Raw genomic sequence first — 24,279 nt, forward strand, 5'->3', positions numbered from 1 at the left:
GGGTATCCTGACAACAACTTTATGCGCAGATTATTTTCTCCTCTCGCCAGCGTTGTAGCTGGCGGGTTGATGACACTTTCATTTGCCCCATTTAACTATTGGGTATGTGGCCTGCTGTCCCTGACACTATTCGCCTGGATTCTGCTCTCTGCAGCCAAAGGGCAGGTGCTACCGGGTCGCAAAAGCTTCTGGCTCGCCCTCTGCTATGGATTGGGCCTCTTCGCCAGCGGGGCTTCCTGGGTCTACGTTTCGATTACAAATTTTGGCAACTCATCGGTGCCATTAGGACTGGCCCTCACCGGAAGCTTCGTCGCTATTATGGCGCTGCTGTTAGCCGCGCCCTTCTTCATTCTGGGCCGCTTCACAGATAATAAATTCAGCTTCGCTCTGGCTTTTGCCGCATTGTGGTTTATCAGTGAATGGCTGCGCAGCTGGGCCTTTACCGGTTTCCCCTGGCTCTTCGCCGGCTATGGCCATACAGAAACCTGGCTAGCGGGCTGGGCGCCGATTTTGAGTGTCTACGGCATAGGCCTGCTATTGGCATTTACCGGCGCAGTGCTGGCCCTGGTTGTCAGTGGCCGCCTATCCCCGCTCAAGCGACACAGCCATATCATTCTACTCACTGCGGCACTGGCCCCCTGGCCAATAGGAGCTGCCCTCTCCCAAGTGGAGTGGACCTCCGCAAAAGGTCCTCTTATCAGCGTTGGGCTGGTGCAGGCTAATATTCCTCAGGAAAAGAAGTGGTTGCCAGAGTTTCGCGGGGAAACTATCAGTCGCTACCAGGAGGGTACTCGCGCCCTTAGCGATCAGGATGTAGACGTTATTATCTGGCCCGAAGCCGCCCTGCCCATGCTCTACGGGCAAGCCCCCAACCTTATGCAGGCGCTGCAACGCAATGCTGAGACTACCAACATCGATTTGATCACCGGTATTCTCTATGACACCCGGGGTTCGACACAGGGGGGACTGAGTATTCACAACTCCGCCGCAGTTTTTGGCCAGAGCCCCAGCGTGTATCACAAGCGCCACCTGGTCCCCTTTGGTGAGTATGTACCTCTGGAGGATTTTATTCGGGGCACTATCGAGTTTTTTAATCTCCCCACTTCCTTTATCCGCTCAGGCCCGGACGAACAATCGCCGCTCAATGCTGCTGGTGCAAGCTGGGCGCCGCTTATCTGCTATGAGGTTGTCTATCCCAGGCTGGTTGCCGACTCAGCACTGTCTTCCCAGGTTTTGCTGACCATTAGCAATGATGCATGGTTCGGGACCTCTATTGGCCCCTTACAACATATGCAAATGGCGCAGATGCGCGCTTTGGAAACTGGTCGCTACCTGGTGAGAGGGACAAATACTGGTGTGACGGCAATTGTGGACCCCAAGGGGAGGATTATTAAAAAACTCCCCCAATTCGAACGCGCGAATATGACCGGGGATATCAGAGCGATGGGTGGCGCCACCCCGTTTATGCTAGCCGGCATCTCATTGGTATTTGCCTTGGCGCTTCCAATGCTGGCCCTGGCCCTGTTTTTACGCCGCAGGGTGGAACCCCAATCCAACTCCCCTCTCAGTGGCGAGCTACCCGATTAAAACAAGCCCTGCGGCCACCCCCTGCCGGGGTGGCCATCGGTAAGCTACCGCCACTGAATATCACTGCTATGCTCCATTCAATTTTCTAGCGAATATAAGGCAAGGTGATTCCCCATGCATTGCTTGATTAGCGGTGGCACCGGGCTTATAGGCAGACTCTTTTGTCGGCGCTGGCTGGAGCGAGGCCATACTATTACGGTATTAAGCCGACATCCGGACAGGGTTCGAAACTTATGTGGCGAATCAGCCAACGCCTGCCGCGATCCCGCAGAGGTAAACCAGCCCGTAGATGTTATTGTGAACCTTGCCGGGGCCCCCATCTCCCGTCGCTGGACAGAAAAATATCGCACTGAAATTCGCAGTTCACGCCTGGACACAACAGAGAAGCTGGTTCGCTGGACCCTGGGCCAAAGAGACAAGCCATCCTACTTCTTGTCCGGCTCCGCAATCGGCTATTACGGCAATCGCGGAGGGGAGTTACTGAAAGAAGACAGCGCTCCAGGAGGGGGCTTTGCCGCACAGCTGTGTCGGGACTGGGAGGCCGCCACGCTCCCGCTGCAGCACTCTGGTGTTAAGGTAGGCATTATCCGCACAGCTATCGTTCTCTCCATGCGCGGTGGCGCCCTTCCCCAAATGCTGCCACCATTTCGGCTCGGGCTTGGCGGCCCCATGGGCTCGGGCGAACACTGGATGAGCTGGATTCACGAAGAAGACGAAGTCGGGCTGATATTACACGCCATCGACAATCAACTTTGCCATCCATTTAACGGAAGTGCACCGGAACCTGTAACTAACAACAGCTTTGCCCGAATCCTGGCCAAAGAACTGCATCGCCCGGCGTTCTTACGCTCACCGGCCTGGGCTTTAAAGATAGCTTTTGGAGAGATGGCTGATGAATTACTGCTAGCCAGTGACAGGGTCGAGCCTTGTACAGCACTGGAAACCGGCTATACCTTCCAGTTTCCAACTCTGGAGCAGGCCCTCTCAGACCTGCTCAAGGGTGACGGCGCTGCCACTAAAGTAAAGCCAGCGCCTGAATAAGTGAGTTTAAGCAGCGGCCATATCGCTCTCAAGTGCCTGGGCTAAGTAGCGTCGGCTAGATTCACTGGTCACCAGGTCGCCATGGCACTCCATTGGCGCAGACCCCACCCATTGGGCATGCCAGCGATACCAATGGGACTCCTCGGCTTTGGAACGCAGCTCGATGAACTCCACTTCGGCGGGAGCAAAACCGAACTCCCGGACTATCTGCCCGGCAAAGGTCTCAAAATTTTTACTGAGTTGGGCGCCGCTATCGCCACCGGCACACAGAAAAACCAGTGTGCGGCCATCTTGCTCAACCCGCTTGAAGCCAATCCAAACAGCCCGGTTTAACCGGTTATGTAACTGTATCGGAGAGAAAGAAAGTGGGATGCCCTTCATCATAAGGTTATCTCGATTATTGTTATGTTTCTTATCCACAGCCGCTACTCCATATAAAAAGGTAATCAATGGGTATGTCCTGTGGCGCCAGTCATCCTAAGCCCGGTACAACTAGCAATCAAGAGCTCTCAAACATTTGGGCTCGACGCCTGATCCCTCAAGTCCTGTAGGCCTCTGAGATTACATTTATCAAAAAGTTCCTTATCCATCCTCAACATTTTCTGATGGACGGTAGCGAGCTCCACCGATACCAGATCCGTGCCAGTATTTCCCGCCAGTAGACCTGGGTCCTTAGCAGGGAGACAGCATTGGGCAGCCAACGCCCCACACCTGTTTGAGCGCGGGGCATCAACTCTCCAGCACTCCCAACCGGCAGGGGCTGTACCTCTAAGCCAGCGCGGGAAAAAATTTCCGCTGCGCGAGGCATATGCCACCAGTGAGTGGCCAAAAAAACCGACCTCACATTAGCACTGTGCAAAATATCAGCACTATTTACTGCATTCTCTGCAGTAGTACGACTGCAATCTTCACGCCAAGTGACCGGAGTGGAAAACTCCTCCTCCAACAACGCAGCCATTAAATCAGACTCTGCCAGCCGCTCTCCGCTGTGAACCCGACCGCCAGATACCAGAATCGGTAACTCTTCTGGTGCTTGCTCGACAGCACCGGCAACTCTTTCAAGACTCGCCGCAGAGAGTCTCTCCCTATTCGAATACCTGTCGCGATAACGCCCTGCACCAAGGATTACAACGGCCTCAGGCCTTACATGGGGTTGATAAGGTACCTTGCCCAATCGATCCCCAAGCCAGGATGAGAATGCCGGGGTCGCCCCTAACCAAAGCACACAAAAGGAAATCACAGCCAAGGGTAGAGAGCATCTCTCAAGCAGGGACCCGGATGAAGAGAATCGCAAAAGGAATGCAACTAGCAGCCCCAACAATGGGGCTGCTGGAGGCATCAGAAGCGTGGCCGCCGCCGTATAGAGCCCATTCAATACTCGAGACCACCCTCAATCTGGCGAAAGCATCCATAACCACACCGGTGGCAGGGAGTGATCTGGGTATTTGCCGGTGGCATAGCTCGGTATCCACAGCCCAAACACTGCAACTCCTCATCCGGCCCTACAAACTCGCCGGCCAAAGCCCAGGGCTTGCCCTCTTTGATGCATCGCATTAAGTTTGGCCAGGCGGTTTCTGTGGGGTCCGCCGCATCCAGCAGCCAATCACCGCTGCGCTCCTCCAGGGTCTTCAATTCCCCACCTAGTCCCCGGATATAGTCAGCAGCCCGATGCAGGTCATCTTTCAGCCAAGCGCGCAAAAATGCCATCTTATTGGCGGTGAGATTCTCAACAGCCAGCTCACCTTCGACCAAATCTTCAAAGTCTTCGCGAAACTCATTAATCAGATCGTCCTTCGGCGGCAACTTTGGTTCCTTCGTCACGGTATCCCTCCTATAATCCCGCGTTTACGCATCGTAAAAGATGCACTGGGAGCGAAACTTGATCGCGATCAATCTTTACCGATTGACAAGCGTTCACATCCCCCAATAAACACTGAACAGTTTCCCGCAAATTTTGATCACAGAGTATAGGTCCCGAATCGATGGAAGAGCAGTACAACCCCTCCGCAGTCGAAGCTTCCGCCCAGGAATTCTGGGAGGCCGAGAAGAGCTTTGAAGTAAAGGAAGACGCCGGCAGGGAAAAGTTCTACTGCCTATCCATGTTCCCCTACCCCAGCGGCAAGCTGCACATGGGGCATGTGCGCAATTACACCATTACCGATGTAATTACTCGCTATCAGCGCATGCAGGGCAAAAACGTGTTGCATCCGATGGGCTGGGATGCTTTCGGTCTGCCGGCAGAGAATGCGGCCATCCAGAACAAGACCGCTCCAGCCAAATGGACCTATGCCAATATCGAGTACATGAAAGGCCAGCTGAAGGCCCTGGGTTTTGGCTTTGACTGGTCCCGCGAACTGGCCACCTGCCAGCCCACCTACTACCGCTGGGAGCAGTGGTTCTTCACCCGCCTCTACGAAAAAGGCCTGGTCTACAAGAAGAACTCTGCAGTGAACTGGTGCCCCCACGACCAGACCGTACTGGCTAATGAGCAAGTCGAAGATGGCGCCTGCTGGCGCTGTGGCACCACCGTTGAGCGCCGCGAGCTGGCCCAGTGGTTTATCAAGATCACCGATTATGCCGAAGAGCTGCTCGAAGACCTGGACAAACTGCCCGAGTGGCCCGAGCAGGTGCGCACCATGCAGCGCAACTGGATCGGCAAGAGCCGGGGAGTAGAGCTGAGCTTTGCCCTGCCCAAGCCTATTGCGGGTATGGACCACTTCGATGTGTATACCACCCGTCCGGATACACTGATGGGCGTTACCTATGTCTCCCTCGCCGCCGAGCACCCCATCGCTCTGGAGCTTGCCGAGTCCAACCCCGAACTCAAAACTTTTATCGCCGAGTGCAAAAAGCAGTCCCTATCCGAAGCCGATATGGCCACGATGGACAAGAAAGGCATGGATACCCGGCTCAAGGCGATTCACCCCATCAGTGGGGAAGAAGTCTCCGTATGGGTGGCCAACTATGTTCTGATGGATTACGGCTCAGGCGCAGTGATGGCAGTACCGGCACACGACCAGCGCGATTGGGAATTTGCGCAAAAATACCAGCTGCCCGTTATCCAGGTTATCGAGGCTGCCGACGGCGAGTCCATCGACTTGGAGAAAGAGGCCTATACGGAGAAAGGCAAACTGGTAAATTCCGACAGTTTTGACGGCCTGGATTTTGATCGCGCCTTTACTGCGATCTCCGAAGCGCTGATTGCTGCAGGTAAGGGTCGGGTTAAGACCAACTACCGCCTGCGCGACTGGGGTGTCTCCCGCCAGCGCTACTGGGGTGCGCCCATCCCCATGTTCAACCTGGCCGACGGCGGAGAAATACCAGTACCCGCAGACAAGCTGCCGATCCTGTTGCCGGAAGATGTCGAGCTCGACGGCGTTCAATCACCTATTAAAGCCGATCCCGAATGGCGTAAAGACGAACTCAACGGCACTTCTGTAGAACGTGAAACCGATACCTTCGACACCTTTATGGAGTCCAGCTGGTACTACGCCCGTTATACCTGTCCCGATTTTGAAGAGGGCATGCTGGATCCGGACCGCGCCAACTACTGGTTGCCAGTTGACCAGTATGTCGGCGGTATTGAACATGCCATTTTACACCTTCTCTACGCACGCTTCTTCCACAAGCTGATGCGGGATGAGGGCCTGGTCAATAGCGATGAACCCTTCAAGCAGCTGCTGTGTCAGGGCATGGTGTTAGCCGAATCCTTCTATAAGGAAGAGCACGGCCACAAGACCTGGATCAACCCCGCCGATGTGGACGTCGAGCGCGATGACAAGGGCAAGCCGACCAAAGCGATTGAGCGAGCCACCGGCGAAGAGATTATTGCCAGCGGCGTGGTAAAGATGTCCAAATCCAAGAACAATGGCATAGACCCTCACGCTGCGGTTGAGGAGTACGGTGCCGATACCGTTCGCCTGTTCACCATGTTTGCCGCCCCTCCGGAGCAGACTTTGGAGTGGCACGATGCCGGTGTGGAAGGTGCCAGCCGCTTCCTGCGTAAGCTCTGGAAGACCGTTCACGTCCATATTGCAGCGGGCTCCAGTGAAGCACAGATCGACCAGCAGTCCCTCAATGACAAGCAACAGCAGCTGCGCCGCAAAACCCACGAGACCATCCAAAAAGTGGGGGATGACTATGGCCGCCGCCAAACCTTTAATACCGCTATCGCAGCAGTAATGGAATTGCTCAATGAGGTCGGCAAGCTGGCAGATCGCAACAGTGATCAAGGACTGGCTGTAGAGAGAGAAGCCCTACAGACCGCCGTCTTGCTGTTGGCTCCGGTTACTCCTCATATCTGTCATCAACTGTGGCAGGTTATGGGGAATACCAGTGCCCTAATCGATTCTCCTTGGCCAGTGGCAGATGAAAAAGCACTGGTGCGCACCTCGATTACTTTGGTCGTCCAGGTCAATGGCAAGGTACGCGCAAAACTGGATGCGCCTGCTGATGCAGATAAAGAGAGCCTGGAAAAACTCGCCCTCGCCGATGAGAACGTTCAGAAATTTATCGGTGAAGCTACGGTGCGCAAAGTAATCGTCGTTCCTGGCAAGCTGGTTAATATTGTCGCCAAGTAGAGACCCGCAATATGATGTCGGGAGTTTCACTCCCGGCTCACTTAAGTCAGCTCGCTGTAGCCGACAAGACCAAGGCAAGTAGTTTATGAAAACAATCGCAATTCGAGCCTTTATTTTTCTTCTCGCTATCACTATTGCCGGTTGCGGCTGGCATCTAAGAGGAGCCCCTAAGAATTTTCCTCCCGGTAGTACACTCTATATATCCACAGTAGACCCTCGCAGTGATATCGCAGATCAATTAACTCGACTGCTCAATAATGCGGGTGTGCCTATGGCGGAATCACCTGCAGAAGCTGACTATACACTCATCATTCACCAGGAAACCGAGAGAAAACTAACCGTAGCTGTAGACTCTGAAGGGCGAGCATCTGAATACGAATTAATTACCAGTGCAATCTATAGCGTACGCACAGCTTCAGGCCAAGTCCTCCTAAATAAAGCACAGGCAGATGTTTACCGCACCTTGGAGTGGGATGTCGATGAAATTGTCAGTAAAAGTGAAGAGGAAAATACCTTGCGCGCGGAGATGCAGCGGGAGCTTATTGGGCGCATTATCGATCGCTTACGGCGTATCGATGTGAATGCCTCATTAGAAGAAAAGAGCTACTAGGTTAGTTTTATTAATGCGCGTTAACCCCCATCAATTATCGCAAAATCTAAAAAAGGGCCTATCGCCAATTTTTATTATCACTGGTGATGAGCCCTTAATAGTACAAGAGTGCTGCGATTTAGTCCGCTCAACAGCGAAAAAGCACGGTTTCACCGAGCGAGAACTTATTCACGCAGAGCATAATTTTGACTGGAACACGCTGGTTGCTTCAGCCGGAAATATGTCTCTTTTCGCAGAAAAAAAACTCGTCGAGCTGCGTTTGCCTGGAGGAAAACCGGGGGATAAGGGCAGTAAAGCCCTGCAAGAGTTTGCTTCACTGGCGAGTGAAGATCTTTTACTTTTATTGGTATTACCGAAACTTGATAAATCGCAACTCAACAGCAAATGGGTCAAAGTCCTAGAACAATCGGGAGTACTGGTTCAGGTATGGCCTGTGACGATTCAGGAAATGCCCCGCTGGATCAACCAGCGCCTTGCATCTGCAGGCCTTTCAGCCGAGCCAGAAGCAGTACAAATCCTGGCAGAAAGAGTAGAGGGCAACCTGCTTGCCGCAAGCCAGGAGATAGAAAAACTTAAGCTTTCCATCCCCGAGCAAGAAATTACCCGGGAAATGATGGAGCATAGTGTTACCAGCTCCGCCCGTTACAGTGTTTTTGACCTAATTGACACAGCACTCTCTGGCAATTCAGCCAAAGCAATCAAAACACTCGACGGATTGAGGGTCGAAGGTATTGAACCACCCATTGTACTTTGGGCAATAGCAAGAGAAATTCGCACTCTTCTCGACATCATGGAAAAACTGGATCAAGGCCAACCTCTAGCGAGATTGGTTCGGCTGCAAAAGCGACAGCCATTGGTCCAAGGAGCCCTACATAGACTTAATAGGAAGCAACTAGAAAGCTTATTAATTCGCGCTCGGGCTATAGATGTCTCTATCAAAGGTGGTAGTGGGCAGCAATCTCCATGGACAGGGCTATTAGAGCTGATCCTCAACTTTTCTGGTCAACGGATAATCTAGTCACTTTTTGTTTACCTAAAACCACATTGGCCTCATGAAAAACCGCCCCAAAAGGGCGGTTTTTTCTCATACCTGAAACTTTTCAAGATCAGTTCTGAGTGATGGTAGCCATATTGTTGGCGCCAACTTGCTCAATGCTAGCCATATTTAAGGTACTTGTCTGGTTAACAGTGGCAATGTTTTCATAGCCAGACTGACCAACGTGAGCGAAGTGCTCGGCGCCTGATTGAGCTACGGTTACCAGGTTATCAGCACCAAAATCTTGATGCACTTCAGCCAAGTTCAGCTCCCCAAACTGATCTACATCTACAATATTTGATACACCGGCACTATAACCGTATGTCTCATTACTAATACCAGCCTGGTCAATGTTAACAAGATTCAAATCGCCATACTGACCGAAGTCGGCCACATTAGCGTCACCAGTTTGAACAAGATTAGCGCTATTATCATTACCCACTTGATTCATAACACCATAATTGAAGGTTTCGTTCTGGCTGATATTAACAACGTTATTATCTCCAGATTGATAGCCCATTCCCGCATTTCCCAGGCCTTCTTGTAAGACATTAGCCGTATTATTAGCTCCGGCCTGTCCAACGTCTAATAGGTTGAAGTCGCCTCTTTGCATCAAATTAGCATTGTTGGCAGAACCATATTGATAGACTGACCCCACGTTGAAGTCACCTAGCTGACCGCCATAAAATCCATCGGTAGAAGAAAGAACTGCGCTGTTCCAAACACCGTTACTATCGCCTTCTTGGGTGCTGACAAAGTAGTTACCATCACCTTCTTGCTGTAAGAGTCCGGCGTTATCGCTACCCACTTGATACATGTCAGAGTAATTGAAATTAGACCCAAAGAACTGATCTACATGCAGCTGGTTTTCACTACCGATTTGAGCAATATGAGTCGTGTTATACGAACCTTCCCACTGATGAATTACACCGTTGTTTCCCTCACCATCTTGATAAGTAGTTGCCTCACTACCTACTTGGCCATATTCTTGGGTTGTTCTAGCTGAATTACGGTTGCCAATTTGTGTTTGGTCAATGTAGTTGTCATCAGCATTAGATTGAATGGCTCTGGCGTAGTTTGACTCGCCTTCCTGCCACTGGTACGCCGCATTATTGGTAGCTGCTGTCACCTGGATAACATTGGCATCATTGTCATTTCCAAGCTGCACCTGATCACCAAAGTTGTTATCAGCTAGTGCCTGGCTAGAGCCAACAACCAAAGCAATAGCAGCAGCAAGTGTAACCTTTTTCATCTATCAATCTCCCTCGGAATAAAATTATAAATACAAGTAAAAGAGTGCAGTGCTTTAATCGTACTGCACTAGTTGCACCGCATGGTCGTCACCGAACTGAGCGACATAACCAAACAATCCATCACCGTTTTGAATAATGTTTGCGGAATTTCCGTAGCCAACCTGACTGATCAATGCCACGTTACCCACACCACTCTGTATCGCTGTAGCTTGGTTGTAGGCCCCAGACTGCGATATCGCAGCATAATTAGAATCGCCTGTTTGCTGCACTAATGCAGCATTGGATTCACCTCCTTGTATCAGGACGACCTGGTTATAAAAACCGGACTGGGTAATCTCTGCAACGTTATAATCACCCGTTTGTGAAACCTGAGCCAAGTTGCCCGCAATTGAATCTTTTCTTAATAAAAGAAGATCCAGGGCCCCCTGCCCCGCAGACAGTTCATCGTGGTTATCCAGATCAGAAGCCCAACACACCGAAAGCGGTAAAACCAGGAACAGAAGTGTAATTACCGTTACTCGTTTCGCTGTAGCAATCACCAACCACCTCTCAATAAAGAACGGTTAACAACTAAAAAAACAACGAGAACAACTATAGATAAAAAAGAGAAATATTGAATCAGAAGAAAGATTATATTTAATAAAAAAGAATAAGAAGAATATAAGACTTTGGTATTAACTTAGACCACAAGCCCAAAACACACAAAATGCCAACGTAAACCCATTCCATCTAATTACACACAAAAACATTAAAGCTCACAAATAAAATTTGACAATTAACAAATAAAACTACTCCAGACCAACCAAACAAATAGAAACATGTATTGAAAAATTTAATATTCTTTAAAAATTTATAATATTTTAACTGGAGTTGCTGCATATTCGCTAAGTACAGACATAGGGTATTGGCTATTATCTTCTAGCGCCCACAGGTTAGCATTGACCCCCTGTGAAATAAGGTGAATTACCGCTGACTCTATGGCCGAAAGAACACATAACTGAGTAGGATCATTAGTTGTCATACCTGCTTCTATTTCAAGCAATCGCTTATACTCAACAAAAGTGTAAACGTCTCCCTGAACCTGCCTCGACAAAATTTTCTTGCTAGTCAAAACACTACTCAACACCCGACCACTTCGCACATCTACTGCACGTAAATTAACGGTCACTTCATCGACACGATACTGCTCGGAAATACCAATACCAAAGTAACGGGCACCTGCTCCTCCAGTCTTAATATTGGTATCATAACCAACAATCCCACCTTCAAGCATAATGTTTGCTGACATTAGTGAAGGTAAATCGAACACAGGACTTGCAGGGCTATCCTGTTCTTTTATTGCGGCCCTAATTATTTTCCTTTCCGTCAATAGGTTCTGAAGACCCTCTCGCTCAAGCGTTACAAACCATCCAGATTCATTCAGAACCTGAACAAGCATGGCAGCAGCTCCCTGAGTAACCGCTGTCGAAAATGAACTGGAAGGCGCAGGCCGATACTGCCCAGTCTGATCACTAAAACCATAAACAGCTGCGACTATTTTTCCCCTGGGAGCAGGCAAGCTAACCAAATCAGAATAAGTGCTCATTCGGTCTGTCAGCGTTGCCTTTTGTTGACCGGGACCAAATAAAGCTTCTTTTACAGAGCTACACGCACTCAACCCAAAAATAACAGTAAACAACAATATTCTTAACAACATTGCACCACCCCACAAAAACCTAAGCCTATCGATAAAATTTTATTAATTGGTAGGATTGAGACCCACTACCACAATCTCAGATATTTCACCTGTAACAGCATCGGTTATCGTTATTGTTAGCTCACCATCAATATCAACAATATTTACAATGTAGTCATCAGTCACCAAAGTCCCGTCATTACCGTTCCCGACATCTGTCAACAACTGTGAAAGCAAGCGAGATTCTAGAGTGTCTGTAAATCTATCCAGGGAAGAAGAATCAGAATAGGGGGAATTCTTAGCATCAGGATCTTTCTTACTGTTCTGCGCGCTAGCATTATTCAACAAATAATTACCATTTAAAGGATTACCCCCGAATGATGGGTTAACTGGCGTATACACCAACTCCGTTGCAAACACTGAACAAGAAAAAATACAAATAGCTACCGCGCAAATATATTTCATTATATTTCATCCCCCGCCAAATCAATATTTTGAGATAACAGCTCCTGTAACCGCTGCTGACGTACATTATTATTTATTTGCGATGCTGCCTGCTCAACAACTGCACCGAACTTTCTTCGCCCAGGGTAAATAACTGTCTTAAAAACCTGCTTGCTATCGAAGGTCACCCAAACAACACTACCCCATCTAGCCGACGGCCTTTCATGCACTGTCAGATTGTAATCAAACCCAGTGAAATTAGTCGTGATATAAATAGAAAGAGATCTCGCAAACTCATGGCCGATACCACTTACCGTATTATCAATAACCAGTCCAGTAAGCAGAGACTCCTCTGAGATTTGCTCACCTGTTTCTTGGGCATAACTTTTGTATACGATACATGAAAGTGCAACTGTAAACACAGCTGCACTTATTAATAGTGATTTCATAATATTACAAGTTTTGACTGGCCCAGCTACTTGCTTCTAGGCGATTCTTACAGCCTATTTTTCTATAGATCTTATATAGATGGCTCTTAACAGTATGTTCACTGACACACAAGGCTTCAGCTATATTAGCGTTAGTATTACAGTCACAAATCAACTGCAAAATTTGCCGTTCCCGCTGAGTAAGATTTGATACTTTATCGCACCATTTTTTTGGCTTTCTATGCTGCCTAAGGAAGTTATGAAGCACATCTCTTGGGAACCAGTATTCCCCTGAGAATATCCTCCCTAACCTCTCCATAATGACTTTTGCTTCGCACTCAGAGGGTATTAATCCCAAGACTTTTTCCCAGTGAAGAACAAAATCAATATCCGATTTCTGACCTACATTGATCAATACGATATTTGGTGGACTGGGCAGGGAGTGTATTTCCCTTAAGAGTAATTCAAGCTCTGAAGCAGAGACATCGGCACAATCAAGAAGGAGGTATTCAGCCTTAATGCCACTCAGCGAAGAAAGTGTCGAGCGCTGCAAAATAGCGCAAGTAGTCTTAAACTCATCTTCAATTCGCCCGGCAAATATTGAGGATTGTAGATTGACGCATGCGGTTAAAAAGGCAACTGTAATCCCTGTCTTTTCTGACTTAGGGCTAACAACCTTTAGCGGTGCATAATCCTTATGCAAATTCATCTGGGTTCCCCCAATGTGCAGTCCTTTTATGTTTAAGCCTGTTGCCAGGCTAACTATTTTTTAAGTTTCCGCGCTCATCTTATGCTGTGAGCTAAATCTATTCGATCAACCCAATGACTTCAACCGGTAGTGATCTAGATATCAAAAATTCAATCTTAAGTGTGCCAACTTGGTTCCCTCATACCATTTAGTAATACTAAGGTATCATAGAAAGGTGAACCGAAAAGAAAAATTCACATGCTTTGGTATAGATTCTCCCAGCAAACAAGAACTCATAAATATCAATTTTTTTATACTGGTCCACAGTATTATTAAATTTATTTTGATCAATTTGAGATAAAAAAAAACCTTAGCTAAAATGAGATGACAAACATCAAACTATTCAAGAGCTACAGTAGATAAACTGAAAAAATAGTATTCGATAGCAATTAAATATAAATTTCATTTCATTACTTTAAAACCATATTTGATCGAGTAAACATTACCCTCAAATCAAAACATACAGCCCTGTAAATAAAAGCAACAAAATAACTGACCACAATCAAACAGCTTAAATAGTAATCAAGGAAAGCTTGTTTTATGCTCATATTCAGCTATTTCTTGAATTATTACCTTCAATTAATTGGTAAAATTGTACAAAGTAAGTCGCTACACCAATTGAAATCTCAAGTCCTTTAGGTGAAGTTATGAACAGTCAAAACTATGTGCCAGATTACAAATCCACATATCAAGTTAGCAATCAGCCTCGCCCACTTACTGGTCATAACCTCTATATTACTGATCAGGCGTTAAAGGAAGCCGTACATATTAATGGGGCCCATTGGGCTGAAGATGACCTGGAGCGGTATGGGGAGGTGTGTGGCAGGCCAGAAATGATTGAGCGGGGTTATGCCGCCAATGAATTTAAACCTATCTTCGAAAGTCACGATCGTTCCGGCCACCGCATTGATTTGGTTCGATACCATCCCTCTTATCACCAGCTAATGCAGCTGGCACTTTCAGAAGGTTTACACAGCTCTCCCTGGACCGACCCACGCGCAGGTGCCCACGTGGCCAGAGCTGCAAAAAATTACTTGCACACTCAGCTTGAAGCCGGTCACGGGTGTCCTATCACTATGACCTTCGCCTCAGTGCCCACTATCGAGCTAAACTCTGAAATCGCCATCGAATGGATACCCAAAATAACCAGCCGCACTTACGATGGAAGTAATCGCCCATATTTTGAGAAAAACTCATTGACGATCGGTATGGGCATGACCGAAAAACAAGGGGGCTCAGATGTCAGGGCAAATACCACCGCTGCAATTCCCCTCGCCGATGGAACCTATGAATTATTAGGGCACAAATGGTTTATGTCCGCCCCTATGTGCGATGCCTTTTTAATTCTTGCCCAGGCGCCCGGCGGCTTATCCTGCTTCTTGGTTCCAAGATGGAGGCCGAATGGTTCGAAGAACCAGCTGGAGATTCAACGCCTGAAGACAAAGTGTGGCAATGTTTCCAATGCTTCTTCAGAAGTTGAGATACGCGGCGCATTGGGCTGGCTAATCGGCGAAGAAGGGCGTGGGGTCAGCGCCATCATCAAGATGGTAGCGATTACGCGGTTTGATTGCATGATGGGCTCATCTGCAGGGCAGCGGCAAGCTGTTATCCAGGCAATTTACAACGCTAGTGAGCGCAAAGCATTTGGCAAAAAGCTGATTGATCAACCACTGATGCAAAATGTGCTTGCCGACCTTCAATTGGAGGTGGAAGGCTCAATTGCCTTTACCATGCGCATAGCCAGAGCAATGGATCAAGAGGGCAGCGAACACGAGAAGATGCTACTCAGGCTCGGGGCCGCGGTGGGAAAATACTGGATATGCAAACGCAGTCCCCATCACGCCTATGAGGCTATGGAGTGCCTGGGAGGCAATGGAGCTATTGAAAACTTTATTACGGCACGGCTGTACCGAGATGCTCCGATAAATGCAATCTGGGAGGGCTCAGGGAACATTCAAGCGATGGACGTGTTACGTGCCATCACTAAAACCCCTGCAGTAATTAGCCACTGGTTTGATGAGTTAAACATTAGTCGAGGCATAAACACACAATTTGATACGGCAGTCGACAAGTTAAGAAACGATCTTTCCGACCTAAATCAATTTGAATACCGTGCCCGTCATATTATTGACCAAATGGCCCTGACCATGCAGGCGCACCTTCTGCTACAGGGGAGTAACCCTTGTGTAACTGACGCCTTTATCAAATCAAGAATAGGGATTAACGGCACACACAATACTGGAAGCCTACCCACTGGGATTGATATCGCCACTATTCTGGAGCGGGGAAACCCTCTTATAACTTAAGATACGATAACAGCTACTATCGCGCCTATTTCACGCTGATCGCTACCAGGGTATAAAACTTCCATCCCATGACAGTAATTTTCCGGTGTCTGCCGATGCCAGTTGACTCAAGACATCTACAATACGATTCGCGCTTAATTCAGGGGTGTAGAGTTTATCTGGGGGCAAATTAGACTGAAAAGGTTTGGATAGTGAAGTATCTGTCGTACCTGGGTGAATCGCTACCACACAACTTTCCTCCAGTTTCCGCGCCCACTCAATAGACAGATTCTTAACCAGCATATTTAATGCGGCCTTACTACACCGGTAGCTGTACCAGCCACCGAGCTGGTTATCCGTGATACTTCCCACCTTTGCCGAAAGCGATGCCCACAACAAAGGGCGTCTACGCTTCAAGAATCCATCCAGTGCGCGCGCTAAATGTAAATGGGAAAGTACGTTGACCTGAATCGACTGCAATAACCAGTGATCATCACATTGCGATAGGGACTTCTCCGGTCCGTGGAACTCATCATGTAAAATGCCACAACAGTTGATTACCCAACTTGGTGGCTCAGAGTGTTCGGCCAAAAAATTTTCAACAATATCGATGGACTCGGCTTGCTCTAAACAAACGGATAAATGGTGTCGCTCACCGACATGGCCAGGAATCATATCAACTGTGATTCGACTCAAGGTCAATAATGTAACTTGAGGATAGCGCCGAATAATTTCGGCGCCAATAGCCTGCGCTATGCCACCGGAAGCACCGGCTATCAACACAGATTGTGGACTTTCGAGCATACCGGCCTCCATGCCGGATTATGGAGTTTTACTATTTTCCTTTCTTTTTCTCTCCAGAAGACTACACTTTCTCAGCTTTGCCCTTGGAGGCTTCCTTAACGACCCTTAGCATCGGCTCATCAGAGCGGAAAATAAGACCGTGAATTTCTGTCGTATTCTGCCCCTGAAGTAGCTGCTGTAAAAACTGCACTATCTGGGCTGAAATTTCCTGTCCCGGCACAAGGACCGGAATACCTGGCGGATAGGGAACAATTTCATCTGCACTGGTCCGACCAACCAGGTTCTCAATAGCTTCTGTGCCATTATCCATCAGCGGCAATTCTTCTGCTTCCGAAAAATAAGCATCTGCCGGTAGACATGTAAAACGGGTAAATTCTGGCAAACGCCTCGGCGACCCGATATGAATACGCTTGTGAGTATTTCCTGCCAATTGCTTAAGAGCATGAATCAAGCGAAGTAATTTGCTCTCTGTACTACCGAGGGTTACAAGTACAGTAATGGTATTGTAGGTGGTCTTTTCCACCTGGATGCCATACTGATCAAACAATTTAATCTGCATTTCATTGCCAGAGTAACCACTCTTGGAAATATCAATAGTCACCTTGGTGGGATCAAGGCGAATGTTATCACTGGCAAGTGGGTCAGCAATTAAGTCATCACGTGTTAGCGCGCGGAACACACCTGTCTCATTGACGGCATTACGTAAAACTTCCACCATCTTTAGACATTGCTTCAAACGACCATACCCCTCCATCGCCATTTGTTTACGCGCCACATCTAGGCTCGCAATCATTGCGTACTGAGGACTGGTAGAGGCGTGCATATTCAGGTTTTCGCGAAAACGGAATTCATCAAAGTCCGGGTCTTGCACGTGGATCATACTGGCCTGGGAAAAGGCCGACAGCATTTTGTGGGTGCTTTGGGTCACATAATCCGCCCCACACTCCAGTGCTGTAGGCCGCAACTCGGGATGGAAGAAACCATGGGCAAACCAGGCTTCATCCACTAGCACTTTCACTCCACGCTCATGGGCGTAGTCGATAATTGGCTTAAGGTCGTAACGCAATCCATCATAGGTGCAGGAGGTAATTACCAATAGGCGCGCCTCACTGTGCTCATCCAGGGCAGCTTCAATATCCGAACGCTTTACCGGCCCGTAAATTCCAAATTCTGGATGCAGTACAGACTTCAGGTAAACCGGCTCACAGCGATTCATCACAATCGCATGGTGAACTGATTTATGACACGCTTGGTCAACGATAATTTTTCCGCCACCACCAAGAATTTGCTGAATAACCACTTTATTTGCGGTAGAGGTGCCGTTGGTCAGGAAAAAGGTATGGCGAGCTCCAAAAGCCTGAGCTGCTAGATCCTGCGCCTCCTGAATAACCGAGTGGGGCTCGAGTAAACTATCTAAAACTTGAACAGAAACAGACAAGTCTGTATTGAAGATATGTTCACCCATAAAGCGATAAAAATCCCCCACCCAGGGACTATTGCGCAAACTGTCACCACCAGAATGGCCAGGTGTATGCCACGCATCCCGAGCTGAGAATACGTATTCTTTCAGAGTGTCGGCAAAAGGAGTCGAAGCTCTTCGAGCAATAAACGCCTGCACCAAGCGGAACATATGGTTGAAATTGCCCTCACGACGATCGAACAACTCATCGAAGCGGCGACGCAAATTTGCCAGGGATTTTGAACCGGATTTGCCCGGCTTGGAGGTTGTTCCAGCAAAACCACTGTGGGCTACGAGGAAGATATTAAGCTGGGAACGCAAAGCGTGAATTCGGTCAGCGATGTCATCTGCAGCATCCAACCCCTGCCCGTCACTGCCACCATCGACAATGACCGCTTGCAGTGAATCCTCTTCTTTTGCCAACCTTTCAGCATCTGCGGGCGTTACGGCTTCAAAGTGAAGGCCAAAAGGATTGTCGTGTACTGCTGCCGTATTATTGAGAGCGGTAATCCACTCATTGGCCAATTTGCTATCAGAACTGACCAGAGCGACCCGGCACTCTAATTCAAGGCTGTTTTCGTTTAGGTTGCCCAACTCAGGCATCTTCAATTCCAAACCCATAATTCTTATCCATCAGCATAGCTTGCAGGTGAGTACAACTTGCTGTATCAATTATTCAACTATTTGATTTTATTAACTTTTATAAGGCCCCCGCGAGTTGCGGTGGCTCTGGAATTCCAGGGCAATAAACACCAGGGGGCAAATACTAATGTAGGAGGGAGGGGAATTCTGCGACTACATTGCATTTGGCGATTTTCGCCAAATGTACCCAGGCATACCAGATCTATTGCCAAGGAAGATAATAAAGTTAGAACTTTGCGCTACGCACAATACCATTAAACATGAGGCAATCCTCGACCCTGTGACGTTGTACCAGGGATAATTGGTGAAGCGGAAAGTAAGCCCATTGGGAATGTTCATCAGAGAGAATGTAGTCACCCTCTTTAATAAAATGGGCTCGAAAAATAAAAACATGTGAATTGAAAGCGTTGTGGTAGTAGATGCCACTGAGATACTCTATTCGCACTTCTCGTCCAAGCTCCTCATGGCACTCCCGCACCAATGCCTCATGGGCAGTTTCACCCGGGTCTAATGCTCCGCCAGGCAAGCCCCAGCTACGCTCAGCATAAGTCGCTTTCAGCTGCAGTACTTCTCCGCCAGTATTCGTGATTACCGCATGGGCACTCAATCGGTAACTATCATCAAAGGCCATGAACAAACCCTGATAACAAGTCAGGTTAAGAAGGGAAAAACGAGAGCCTATTCATTGCGAGTACGCCCTCGTCGTTAAGGTTAAAACCCCTGGGCTAATACAAATCCAAATCCTAAAGTTTGCACTGATTCATCATAATCAAGGAGGCTCTCGCCGTAACCATTGAAATAGCGGATATATCCATCGACGCGTTTCCCGAGAGGGAAGCCCCAGGTCAGCTCCACTGCACCACGATTATCTGAGCGCAAATTGTTACGTAACATCAGTGAAACCGTGTGATCTCCATCGCGGTATCGCCCACCTAGTTCAAAATGCCCCAGGTAGTGCTCAATATCCGGATTATCATCATCATCCTTATCTTCAGGGACCCTGTACCAGGGCTTTAGGCTGATTGAATAATTATCCCGCTCAAAAACAAAATTGGCGTAAATTCTATTCCAGCTGCGGGAATAGGGTTCACTGCGCCCATTTGACTGGTGGTTAATCGCCACCTGATTAGCTACATTATTCCAGCCAAATAGGCTCCAATCATTGAGCCAACTCAGAATCAATTCCGGCTCGTGATTTGTTTCACGAAAGGGAGAGGAGTTATCAGAGTTGTATGCCTGCCAAAAGCTACGATTTGTATAGGCGACACTCAGTACAGAAGCCTGCCCCAAAAAACCCCGCCAAATAGGCACTTGCACAGAGAGCTGGAACTGTACTTCGACGTTATCCAAATCCTCAGCTTTATCTGGTCCTTCAATATCTGCCACCCCTCCCTCTTCAGGGGCTGGGTTGTAGACCATTGGCAGCACGTAGTTAGTTTTATGGGAAGCTAAAGTAAAGGGGTTATTGGCGGCATCCCTGATAGCCTGAGCTCTGCCCCCTAACAATACTTCATCTGTCGGAAGGTCTTCCTCATACTCGTCGACAATAAAGTCTGCTATCACCGGATCTTCTTCAAGGGTCAGTTCAGCTCTAACTCTTTCAGCGCAGACACGTCGAATTTCCCTTATCGTGACATCGGCATCCGAAACAAGTATTTGCTCGTTCAAGCAGCGCTTATGGTGGGTCTGCAGGTTTTCTCCCACATCCATAGAAAAAGTTGATTCTGGCGCCTCTTCAGCTAAAGCTGTTGGCAACTGTGCAACTAACCCAACAGAAGAAAGTAATGTGAGCCCGGCAAAAACCCTTCTTCGATAGTAGGACAAAACGCTTTCCCCCAGTCATTTATTGCAATCGTGATGCAAGCTTACACTGGAGAGGATTACAAGTCCCACTACATAATTTTGCGATTATCGTGACAAGATAGCCAATCAGGCTAGCGAAGCTCTAATTTCAGCTTAGATAGAACAGAAAACTAAATAGTGACAGGAATAGAAACAGGAATCTCCATTTAAGCCTATTTGTGTGACCAATAGTGGTTATAAAGTTTCCTCAAGCTGGACTAAAGTAGTCCTTTTAAGCTCGACGACCACTCCAAGTCCCTCAGCCGAACCTGCCACAGGCGGCCAGTACTAGATGGCCAATCGTACCCCACTAACAGGCTCCGACTATCAACATAGCAATGGGCATCTCTTTCAGCTTCATCGCCCTGGTAAATGTAAGCAATAATATCGGAACCCAGTTCCTGAGCCTTCTGGCTCGAAACATCCCCCGCCATTGATCTTGCCGTGCGATGGCTCACCCTAGGAGAGAGCAACTTACCTCGCTGAGATGGATCGACGATATCAGGGGACACAACTTCCAGGCCATTTTCATGTTGTACCAACCTCGACAAGACAGGCCCCATAAAAACCCGCATCAGTGGAAACAAAAGCCGCTCGTCCCCTTCTATATTGAGTTGCTGAGGGCCATTGGGACCTGTCCAGCTGGCTTGAATGTCATCACCTATCGCAGGACTTTTTCCCTCCTCTGGAATTAACTTGTAGTGGGCGCTCACCTCATCAACTTCATCTCGCCAATGCACAACACACTCACTCACTAGCCCCCCTTCCAAAAGAGCAAATACTTCGATCCCAAACCCCTGGTCCCCGACTAAGCGCCGACTGACAAGCGAGCGTCGCCCCTGCTCATCATTCCCTAACTGCCAACTATCTTGCACAGGCATTTCCCTGCCATCACAACTATAGTGATAGCGCCCCTGAGCCAAAGTTGAATTCAATCGCATCGCAGGTTCCCTCCTTGCTCACCGCGCACTAGACCGGTGGTCCAGTACCCAAAAAGTATTGCACACGGAAGGAGTCTGACCTCGTTTTTCGCGCCTCCTTTAATTTAAATTTTAAAATCGCAATATTTGACCTCAGAACTTATAAATAGCTCGATACGATAAAATTGCCCCTGTACTTTTAATATGAGCTATCTAATTGGGGCAACGGGAAATTTTCTAGGCCAGAACACTAATAATGTATATCCCTCGCTAACCTGCATGCCCAGAACAATTTCAACACCCTACAAAGTAAAATCACAACAACAAAAATACCCTAGTTAACCCTGAGAATGTGGCCTATATTTAACTATCGGGTAATTCGATGTCTGTAAAAGTGCTTACATATTCCTCTTTTATTCTTGTTCATCAAAATTTAAACTCACTGTCTTTAGTGAGATCATTTCAAAGCAGCGCTATTCACATTGAGTTCTACATAAGATCGCGGCTTACCCGCTGTAAAACTCATGGAATTTAGTTTTAAAAGAAATGACATTCAATACCCGAATCAAGGATGATGATCCTCTATGCCAACTTTCGCTTACCAATCAATAAATTCGAACGCTAGCACCAATTGCGGAATTGGTGCGTCCAATAGCCAATATTTCACCCGTATGACGCATAATCATCAGGCATCTAACCAGGACCGCTGGCACCTGGTTATGCCAACTGCAGATGGATTAAGACCACAAATTCCAATCCATGGCCCGGCCCAACTAGTGGCACAGGCGCCACAAGGGTTTATGGGTAAAAATCAGCATAGCGATGCCCAGTTTTTGAACATGATAGAAGGGAAGGCCCGCCAGACACATCAACATCTGTATCGCTCGCTGGGTCAAACCTGTGATTTATTGGTGTACGGAGAAATGGATGGTAGCAATAGTGAATGGAGTTCTATGCAACAGCATGCAGGAAATCTGGTCGGCTCAAACACAACAGGAAAAGCCTGTAACAGTTTTAGTATTCATGCGGCCAATACCACCCAGCACACAATCCTCGGTTCAGGCATGGGTTGGACTGCAGTGAGATCAGGCAATATCAATGTCGTTTTTGTACACGTTCCCAATAGTATTGCCAAAAAACAAAGTGATGCAATCTCCTTCTATCGCTTTATTAACAACCAGGTGATACACGGAGGTTATGGCACCATTGATCTTGTGATGGGCGATACCAATCAAGGGACTGATAGCTTCACCGAAGATGTTCTTAGCGGGGCCACTGGGTCGACCTTTTCTGACGCACATATTAGCGCTAGCATACAGCCTTCAGATTCTTATGAACGCAGTTTTTCGGGCACAAACAGCACCGCGAGTAAGAAGTATGATGTGGCGATTTACAACACAAGTACAATTCGTGTTAATCAAGTAGGTTATCTCTCACAGAGTACCCCAGTTGCAGTGAACGATGCGAGCATGTCAGCAGCGGTAACTGACCATATGGGAATCTTTATAAGTGTCACCAAGTAAGCAAGGCTTTTTACGACTTGGATGTGGGGAATTAAACAATCAGTGGTTGAATTAAAGTACTCAACCACTGATTAGCTAAAGAATTAGGCTACAGCAGCCTCTTGAACCTTCTTGGGAGTAATCCAATTCATATAGTTGCTTGACTGCTGGTTGTTGTATACCAGATCACTGTGCAAATCATTAACAACCTGTGCAGCCCTCCAGGCAGAGAGGCTTAGCTGTGGCTCTGCAATACCATGGCTAAAGCGTCCAGTCCCCAAAAAATAGAGCCGACGATCACTTTCATCACCATTTAATTGGGTTGCAAAAGCGTCATCCAGAAGTATACGCCCCTCCCCATCTCTGGCTATACGATCCTGTAGGGGCGCAATACAAGGAGGCAGTGCTTCACATAGCCCTGTGCACAGAATGACAATATCCGCGTCTAACCACTCTTGCCCATTTGCTCCACCAACTAGATGATTTTGCAGTTGAATTCGATAACTGCCACAACTAGACATATCCACCATTTCACGATTGGGCATTAGCACCACACGATTCGTGTCACCATCAAGGTGTACCAATCGATAAAAAAGCTGGTACAGCTCTTTTAAAGTATCCGGTGAAATCCCATCCGAGGCTAGCTTCTGCTCCGCCACGACTTCTTCCCTACGGTGCTGGGATAGCTGACGGAACACATCTACATATTCAGGTGTAAACCAGTCATTAGTAAATGGGGTTTCATCCAAGGGGAGATAATTACTCCGACGGGAAACCCAGGTGATTTGTTCCGGTTTTCCCCACTCTTTATTAAGTAGGTTGATAACCACCTCAGCTCCAGTCTGGCCACCTCCTATTACAGCAACCCGTTTACCATGGACATCAGGATTGCGCAAAGCAATTTCCAAGGCGTGGAAACAGGATTCAGATAGTTGAGAACGACAAAACTCTGGGATATTGGGTTTCTTACCACCTGCAACACAGATATTTTTCGCTTTGACTATTTCTTGACCTTGAGAACCGTGGACATCCAGTTCAAAATAGCTTCCCTTATCTAAGACACTTTGCACTCGGCTCCCCATTTCTACTGAACTTAAACGCTTTGCAGCCCACGCCAAATAATCAGCAAATTCTCTGCGGGTAACCGTGCGTTGCTCGGCATGTAAAAAATCGTAGAAACGCTTTTTCTCGACAAGATATGCCAGGAAACTATATGGATTAGTTGGATCGACCGGTGTTACCAGGTCTTTTAAATAGGAGGTTTGCATCATGGCTCCGGGCAACATCAATCCCGGATGCCATGAAAATTCCGCTTTTGCTTCAAAAAAACGGTGGGTTAGAGACTTATCCCACATCAGGGAGGCAACAGCTAGGTTAAACGGACCGGCGCCAATACCAGCTAGATCTAATATATTACTCATCA

Annotated in this window: 22 protein-coding genes; 7 read left to right on the forward strand and 15 right to left on the reverse strand. The window is 47.9% G+C overall.

The annotated features are described in order from the left end of the window. The first annotated feature begins 21 nt into the window (after positions 1-21). Together lnt and ACJJIY_RS00470 are read left to right on the forward strand one after the other, a co-directional pair. Entirely contained in the window at positions 22-1,587 is a 1,566-nt protein-coding gene (lnt, locus tag ACJJIY_RS00465; protein WP_445358877.1) for an apolipoprotein N-acyltransferase, read from the forward strand. Positions 1,588-1,701: 114 nt separating this feature from the next. Beyond that, positions 1,702-2,628 carry a TIGR01777 family oxidoreductase gene (locus ACJJIY_RS00470; RefSeq protein WP_444896287.1) on the forward strand — a complete coding sequence of 309 codons (927 nt, stop codon included), beginning with the start codon at positions 1,702-1,704 and terminating at the stop codon, positions 2,626-2,628. A 6-nt stretch (positions 2,629-2,634) separates the two neighbouring features. Here ACJJIY_RS00470 and ACJJIY_RS00475 read toward each other — a convergent pair whose 3' ends face one another. From ACJJIY_RS00475 to ACJJIY_RS00485, 3 genes are all read right to left on the reverse strand, one after another. Continuing rightward, the gene (locus ACJJIY_RS00475; protein WP_413663111.1) at positions 2,635-3,048 is read right to left on the reverse strand and encodes a hypothetical protein; all 414 of its coding nucleotides are present in this window, start codon (positions 3,046-3,048) and stop codon (positions 2,635-2,637) included. Positions 3,049-3,220: 172 nt separating this feature from the next. Then, a complete protein-coding gene (locus ACJJIY_RS00480) occupies positions 3,221-3,802 on the reverse strand; it encodes a YdcF family protein (RefSeq protein WP_444896286.1) in 582 nt (193 codons plus the stop codon). A 197-nt stretch (positions 3,803-3,999) separates the two neighbouring features. Further along, positions 4,000-4,449 (reverse strand): zinc ribbon-containing protein, encoded by a 450-nt coding sequence (locus ACJJIY_RS00485; protein ID WP_108734284.1) that lies wholly within the window; start codon positions 4,447-4,449, stop codon positions 4,000-4,002. A 161-nt stretch (positions 4,450-4,610) separates the two neighbouring features. On the opposite strand from ACJJIY_RS00485, the gene leuS reads away from it, so the two are divergent. The 3 genes from leuS (at position 4,611) to holA (ending at position 8,836) form a co-directional block, all read left to right on the forward strand. Further along, complete coding sequence (gene leuS, locus ACJJIY_RS00490; protein ID WP_444896285.1) at positions 4,611-7,208, forward strand: leucine--tRNA ligase; 2,598 nt, start codon at positions 4,611-4,613, stop codon at positions 7,206-7,208. An 85-nt stretch (positions 7,209-7,293) separates the two neighbouring features. After that, on the forward strand, positions 7,294-7,818 hold the full coding sequence (locus ACJJIY_RS00495) for an LPS-assembly lipoprotein LptE (protein ID WP_444896284.1): 525 nt from the start codon (positions 7,294-7,296) through the stop codon (positions 7,816-7,818). A 13-nt stretch (positions 7,819-7,831) separates the two neighbouring features. Continuing rightward, a complete protein-coding gene (gene holA, locus ACJJIY_RS00500) occupies positions 7,832-8,836 on the forward strand; it encodes a DNA polymerase III subunit delta (RefSeq protein WP_444896283.1) in 1,005 nt (334 codons plus the stop codon). 88 nt (positions 8,837-8,924) lie between these two features. Here holA and ACJJIY_RS00505 read toward each other — a convergent pair whose 3' ends face one another. From ACJJIY_RS00505 to ACJJIY_RS00530, 6 genes are all read right to left on the reverse strand, one after another. Further along, the gene (locus tag ACJJIY_RS00505) at positions 8,925-10,106 is read right to left on the reverse strand and encodes a hypothetical protein (protein WP_444896282.1); all 1,182 of its coding nucleotides are present in this window, start codon (positions 10,104-10,106) and stop codon (positions 8,925-8,927) included. 54 nt (positions 10,107-10,160) lie between these two features. Beyond that, complete coding sequence (locus ACJJIY_RS00510) at positions 10,161-10,646, reverse strand: hypothetical protein (protein WP_444896281.1); 486 nt, start codon at positions 10,644-10,646, stop codon at positions 10,161-10,163. Between the two features lie 311 nt (positions 10,647-10,957). Beyond that, entirely contained in the window at positions 10,958-11,803 is an 846-nt protein-coding gene (locus tag ACJJIY_RS00515) for a CsgG/HfaB family protein (protein ID WP_444896280.1), read from the reverse strand. 42 nt (positions 11,804-11,845) lie between these two features. Continuing rightward, entirely contained in the window at positions 11,846-12,247 is a 402-nt protein-coding gene (locus ACJJIY_RS00520; RefSeq protein WP_444896279.1) for a curli assembly protein CsgF, read from the reverse strand. Beyond that, on the reverse strand, positions 12,247-12,675 hold the full coding sequence (locus tag ACJJIY_RS00525) for a CsgE family curli-type amyloid fiber assembly protein (RefSeq protein ID WP_444896278.1): 429 nt from the start codon (positions 12,673-12,675) through the stop codon (positions 12,247-12,249). The genes ACJJIY_RS00520 and ACJJIY_RS00525 overlap by 1 nt, the downstream gene beginning before the upstream one ends. 4 nt (positions 12,676-12,679) lie before the next feature. Then, the gene (locus ACJJIY_RS00530; protein WP_444896277.1) at positions 12,680-13,363 is read right to left on the reverse strand and encodes a helix-turn-helix transcriptional regulator; all 684 of its coding nucleotides are present in this window, start codon (positions 13,361-13,363) and stop codon (positions 12,680-12,682) included. A 686-nt stretch (positions 13,364-14,049) separates the two neighbouring features. On the opposite strand from ACJJIY_RS00530, the gene ACJJIY_RS00535 reads away from it, so the two are divergent. Beyond that, complete coding sequence (locus tag ACJJIY_RS00535; RefSeq protein ID WP_445358878.1) at positions 14,050-15,708, forward strand: acyl-CoA dehydrogenase family protein; 1,659 nt, start codon at positions 14,050-14,052, stop codon at positions 15,706-15,708. A gap of 42 nt (positions 15,709-15,750) precedes the next feature. On the opposite strand, the gene ACJJIY_RS00540 is transcribed toward ACJJIY_RS00535, so the two are convergent. The 5 genes from ACJJIY_RS00540 to ACJJIY_RS00560 form a co-directional block, all read right to left on the reverse strand. Continuing rightward, positions 15,751-16,491, reverse strand: a complete 741-nt coding sequence (locus tag ACJJIY_RS00540) for an SDR family NAD(P)-dependent oxidoreductase (protein ID WP_413663122.1) — start codon at positions 16,489-16,491, stop codon at positions 15,751-15,753. A 61-nt stretch (positions 16,492-16,552) separates the two neighbouring features. Continuing rightward, positions 16,553-18,571, reverse strand: a complete 2,019-nt coding sequence (locus ACJJIY_RS00545) for an aminotransferase class I/II-fold pyridoxal phosphate-dependent enzyme (protein WP_445358879.1) — start codon at positions 18,569-18,571, stop codon at positions 16,553-16,555. Between the two features lie 247 nt (positions 18,572-18,818). Then, complete coding sequence (locus ACJJIY_RS00550; protein ID WP_444896273.1) at positions 18,819-19,223, reverse strand: NUDIX hydrolase; 405 nt, start codon at positions 19,221-19,223, stop codon at positions 18,819-18,821. A gap of 80 nt (positions 19,224-19,303) precedes the next feature. Next, the gene (locus ACJJIY_RS00555; protein WP_445358880.1) at positions 19,304-20,416 is read right to left on the reverse strand and encodes a phospholipase A; all 1,113 of its coding nucleotides are present in this window, start codon (positions 20,414-20,416) and stop codon (positions 19,304-19,306) included. Positions 20,417-20,652: 236 nt separating this feature from the next. Beyond that, entirely contained in the window at positions 20,653-21,375 is a 723-nt protein-coding gene (locus ACJJIY_RS00560) for a hypothetical protein (RefSeq protein WP_444896271.1), read from the reverse strand. Positions 21,376-22,025: 650 nt separating this feature from the next. Here ACJJIY_RS00560 and ACJJIY_RS00565 point away from each other — a divergent pair. Continuing rightward, positions 22,026-22,877, forward strand: coding sequence for a hypothetical protein (locus ACJJIY_RS00565; protein ID WP_445358881.1), 852 nt, complete (start codon positions 22,026-22,028; stop codon positions 22,875-22,877). 83 nt (positions 22,878-22,960) lie between these two features. Here ACJJIY_RS00565 and ACJJIY_RS00570 read toward each other — a convergent pair whose 3' ends face one another. Next, positions 22,961-24,277: a lysine N(6)-hydroxylase/L-ornithine N(5)-oxygenase family protein gene (locus tag ACJJIY_RS00570; protein ID WP_444896269.1), complete on the reverse strand. Its 1,317-nt coding sequence runs from the start codon at positions 24,275-24,277 to the stop codon at positions 22,961-22,963. Positions 24,278-24,279: the final 2 nt, after the last annotated feature.

The sequence above is a fragment of the Microbulbifer maximicatervae (SeqCode) genome, assembly GCF_052468155.1.

Coding starts and splice junctions, on each gene's coding strand:
- lnt (WP_445358877.1), top strand. CDS start 22: ATGCGCAGATTATTTTCTCCTCTCGCCAGCGTTGTAGCTGGCGGGTTG.
- ACJJIY_RS00470 (WP_444896287.1), top strand. CDS start 1,702: ATGCATTGCTTGATTAGCGGTGGCACCGGGCTTATAGGCAGACTCTTT.
- leuS (WP_444896285.1), top strand. CDS start 4,611: ATGGAAGAGCAGTACAACCCCTCCGCAGTCGAAGCTTCCGCCCAGGAA.
- ACJJIY_RS00495 (WP_444896284.1), top strand. CDS start 7,294: ATGAAAACAATCGCAATTCGAGCCTTTATTTTTCTTCTCGCTATCACT.
- holA (WP_444896283.1), top strand. CDS start 7,832: ATGCGCGTTAACCCCCATCAATTATCGCAAAATCTAAAAAAGGGCCTA.
- ACJJIY_RS00505 (WP_444896282.1), bottom strand. CDS start 10,106: ATGAAAAAGGTTACACTTGCTGCTGCTATTGCTTTGGTTGTTGGCTCT.
- ACJJIY_RS00515 (WP_444896280.1), bottom strand. CDS start 11,803: ATGTTGTTAAGAATATTGTTGTTTACTGTTATTTTTGGGTTGAGTGCG.
- ACJJIY_RS00520 (WP_444896279.1), bottom strand. CDS start 12,247: ATGAAATATATTTGCGCGGTAGCTATTTGTATTTTTTCTTGTTCAGTG.
- ACJJIY_RS00525 (WP_444896278.1), bottom strand. CDS start 12,675: ATGAAATCACTATTAATAAGTGCAGCTGTGTTTACAGTTGCACTTTCA.
- ACJJIY_RS00530 (WP_444896277.1), bottom strand. CDS start 13,363: ATGAATTTGCATAAGGATTATGCACCGCTAAAGGTTGTTAGCCCTAAG.
- ACJJIY_RS00535 (WP_445358878.1), top strand. CDS start 14,050: ATGAACAGTCAAAACTATGTGCCAGATTACAAATCCACATATCAAGTT.
- ACJJIY_RS00540 (WP_413663122.1), bottom strand. CDS start 16,491: ATGCTCGAAAGTCCACAATCTGTGTTGATAGCCGGTGCTTCCGGTGGC.
- ACJJIY_RS00545 (WP_445358879.1), bottom strand. CDS start 18,571: ATGGGTTTGGAATTGAAGATGCCTGAGTTGGGCAACCTAAACGAAAAC.
- ACJJIY_RS00550 (WP_444896273.1), bottom strand. CDS start 19,223: ATGGCCTTTGATGATAGTTACCGATTGAGTGCCCATGCGGTAATCACG.
- ACJJIY_RS00560 (WP_444896271.1), bottom strand. CDS start 21,375: ATGCGATTGAATTCAACTTTGGCTCAGGGGCGCTATCACTATAGTTGT.
- ACJJIY_RS00565 (WP_445358881.1), top strand. CDS start 22,026: ATGACGCATAATCATCAGGCATCTAACCAGGACCGCTGGCACCTGGTT.
- ACJJIY_RS00570 (WP_444896269.1), bottom strand. CDS start 24,277: ATGAGTAATATATTAGATCTAGCTGGTATTGGCGCCGGTCCGTTTAAC.